Source organism: Thermogutta sp. (assembly GCF_014359955.1).
Lineage (GTDB): Bacteria > Planctomycetota > Planctomycetia > Pirellulales > Thermoguttaceae > Thermogutta.
The window spans coordinates 1-3,248 of sequence record NZ_JACIYL010000510.1 but is presented as its reverse complement, the minus strand read 5'-3'; the positions used below and the strand labels follow the sequence as shown (position 1 = coordinate 3,248).

The 3,248-nt window shown below is 57.8% G+C and carries 2 protein-coding genes and 1 pseudogene; 1 reads left to right on the top strand and 2 read right to left on the bottom strand.

Annotation, left to right across the window (positions count from 1 at the left end; all coding sequences use genetic code 11):
• Positions 1–478: pseudogene (locus tag H5U08_RS13695) on the top strand (hypothetical protein); the annotation flags it as partial.
• 52 nt (positions 479–530) lie between these two features.
• Here H5U08_RS13695 and H5U08_RS13690 read toward each other — a convergent pair.
• Both H5U08_RS13690 and H5U08_RS13685 read right to left on the bottom strand, forming a co-directional pair.
• Positions 531–1,796 (bottom strand): CinA family nicotinamide mononucleotide deamidase-related protein, encoded by a 1,266-nt coding sequence (locus H5U08_RS13690; RefSeq protein ID WP_297034143.1) that lies wholly within the window; start codon positions 1,794–1,796, stop codon positions 531–533.
• A gap of 103 nt (positions 1,797–1,899) precedes the next feature.
• The coding region (locus H5U08_RS13685; RefSeq protein ID WP_297034140.1) for a hypothetical protein at positions 1,900–3,248 on the bottom strand (1,349 nt) is incomplete at its 5' end.

The following is a 3,248-nucleotide window of genomic DNA, read 5'->3' as shown; positions in this document are numbered from 1 at the left end:
TCTCGAGGGCACTGCCCAGCTTCTCAATCCCAAATTTCACCTTCTGTACGTGATCGAGGAATACCAGAAACAATTCTTCTGGCAGCAATTCTCTCTGCGGCGGCGATTGCGAAAGCTCCGTCGCGCTACGTGGCGTTTTCAACACCTGATCGACGCTCTTCCCCAAAACCTCTTGGACCTCTTCGACCATATCCGAAGCGGTCAGTTCGACATCCGCCTGGAACACCGTGGCCTGGAGCCCTCCGCCAATCGACTCGTCTCCGGATTGCTGGCCAGTGCGCTGTTTGTGGGCTGTTCCCTGATGCTCGCTTTTCAGGTGCCGCCCCTTTTGGGCGATCTTCCCTGGATCGGGAGCCTTTTCAACGGTCACATGCAGAATCTCTCTTTTCCCGGCGCGCTGGGAGCCGGCATAAGCGTCGTCTGGGGATGGCGTCTGTGGCGTGCCATTCGCAAGTCGGGCCTGTTCGACCGCTCGTGAATCCGTCTTTTCGATCCCTTGGCCCCATTCACCCCGGACTCCGTCCGATCCCTCAAGTCCCGTTTCTGAGCCACAAACGGAGCGTGTTGAGGATGTGTCTAGCGACGGTGATTTGGCGAAAATCGGGATGACTGTTGAAACGAATTGTCTTTTCCAGGACGCGCTGGCCCTGACAGACAGCGAGCGAAAACTCGGCAAGAGTGCCGTCTTCGTTCAGGAATCGAAGCGGCCCCGCTACAACGCCGATCTCCGTCCCGAAAAGTTGCGCCACACGGTGCGCCAAGGATGCGGGGCTCACTCCCAACGCCGAATCGGGTTCGCCGCTTTCAGCCGGCTGCGGCCGGTTGCTGACGCCTGCCAAAAGTTTTTCTGCCCTTGACAGATCCTCCACGATGAGTGCCCCGCGGTATGTCTGGTGCTGTGTTTTCTCCGCTCCGCTCAACCATTCGCTGACCAGTCCCGCCGTCGTTGTTTCTAACAGGGCAAGCGAGAGGTGTTGGGCGCGAAGCTGCGCGATAACGACATCCTGCAACTCGGTCTCGTTCTCGCCAAAAATAAGATCGCCAAGGATGCTGTAGATCGTCCGAACCACCGGTTCCACCTTGGCTTCGCATTCCTCCCGGTTCGCGCCGCGGGTGGAAATGCGGAGGATGATCGTGTTCTGCGAGGCATTGATGCCGACCAGAGGATCGCGGCCCCGGCGGATAAGGTCTGGCAGCATAGCCTCCACCTGACTTTCGCCCGCTCCAAAACATTTGATGTCCCGATGGAGAATATACTCGCGTCCCGCTCCGAGACGACGGAGTCGCTCCTCCACCTGGGGCCACATTTCCCGCATTTCCGATGGCACGCCTGGCAAACAGAAGAAATAACAGGGCGATCGACCATCACGAGGCACCGCGAGGAAAATACCTGGTGCGGTTCCCCGCGGATTGTGGATCATGTCGCTTCCCGCCGGAAAGGCCGCCTGGACCCGATTGCGCTCCGGCATGGGACGCTGTCGTGCCTGAAAGAACTGGCGAATATGTTCGAGGGCCTCGGGAAATTCAACCAGTTGCCGTCCGGTCGCGTTGGCCAGTGCTTCTCGGGTCAGATCATCCGCTGTGGGTCCGAGTCCGCCCGTCGTGATGACCACATCAGACCGGTCGATGGCCTGACGAAACACAGCCACCATGGCTTGAAGTTCATCACCTACCACCGTGTGGAAGAGCACACGAATCCCCAAATCTTCGAGACGCACACTGAGCCACTGACTATTGGTGTCGAGGATTCGACCGCTCGTGATCTCGTCACCAATCGCGATGATTTCCCCTCGCATGGCCTGATCCGTTGTCTGATTTGCTGCTTATGGGAATACACTCAACGGCAATGCTTTCACACAGAAATGGCATCCGCTAAAACGCGCTAACTATTCAGTGGGGTCACTGTGCCATATTCGCCATGCCGACCAACTCCCCCCTCCATTGCTCTCGGAGGTTCACCAGCTCTTGATACTGGGCGTCGTCAAAGTGTCCTCGCTTCTGGCCATAGAGATCCATCCAAGTGATGAGCCGTTCCCAATCTTCGGTTTGCAGGGCGACCTGATAATGGCCTTTCGTAAGCAGGGAAACTAACGGGGCACGGGCGGCCAACCCTTCCCCGGGGAGAGACCGGCCCCGATTGTATCCTTCTGTTACAAGGTCCGTCAAACTTGGCTTGCCGTAACGCACGAGCGTCTCCCACGAATGGCTCGAGGTGAGATCCCATTTCTTACCCTCCCCGGAGGGATTTTGGCAATTCACACAGTGGCGATCCAGAACCGGCTGCACGAGTTCATTGTAATCGAACGGCCAGCTTCCCACGGGCCCTGGCTGAATTGGCTGCGGCCCCTTTCTGAGCGCTGCGATCTCTCTGTTCGGCGGCGCCATCTGTCGCGACTCGTGGCACCCAATACAGCTTGCAGACTGCCCAGGCTGGAAATAGACCGCTGAGCGCATCGTTCTGAGGGCCATCCCTCGTTCATCGAGTGCCTGGAAGAAAATGGATACCCCTGCAGGGACGCGAAAACACGCTGAGCCGTCTGATTCCACCGGCACTGTGCCCAGCACAAACTTCCCAGGATCCTCATGGGTCAAACCCAGTTCGGGATAATTCATGGTGGGATGCGTTTTGACGGGGAGTCCCACAATGCGAAGTTTTTTCACCGCTCCGCGTGCCACGGTGGGCATTCCCGTGTAAACATCGACGATCGTACAGGTGGCTGTGGGCGACGAAAAAGCCGGGGATTCGCCCGCTACCACGGGAGGTCGTGAACGCGGAGCCAAAGGAAGAGGGCACTCACAGCCAATCCTGGAATCCCGGTAAATGAGATGAAGATTGCCGAAGGCATCATACAGGTACAGGCCCGGACCGGCATCGTCCATTTGGCCCCCATGGTCTGCGAGAGGTTTATCGCTCCAGGAGACGAGAAAGAATCTCTCACTGAGAGGATACGGATTGGCGTAATAATGGGCAGGCCAGCCCTCGCTCTCCGGGAAGCAAACTTCCGGCGTGAGGCGGGTGAGAGGCGCTTCGTCATCAGTTCCCTGGCGAGGATCGAGCAAAACCAGGCTTCCTCCAGTGATGGAATGATGGGCTGATGCCGTAAACACGATCTTATGCGATCCTGGCACAGGTCGTGCTTCAAATACCGACAGCGGGTTCCAGGTGAAGTTGCCATACACTGCCTGCACGCCGGTACCATCGGGCAGCGTGGACCAAAGTCCCATAAATGGCTGATTATGCCGGTCCA

Excerpts from the sequence above, each read along its gene's own strand:
- H5U08_RS13690 (WP_297034143.1), bottom strand. The coding sequence starts at position 1,796 with ATGCGAGGGGAAATCATCGCGATTGGTGACGAGATCACGAGCGGTCGA.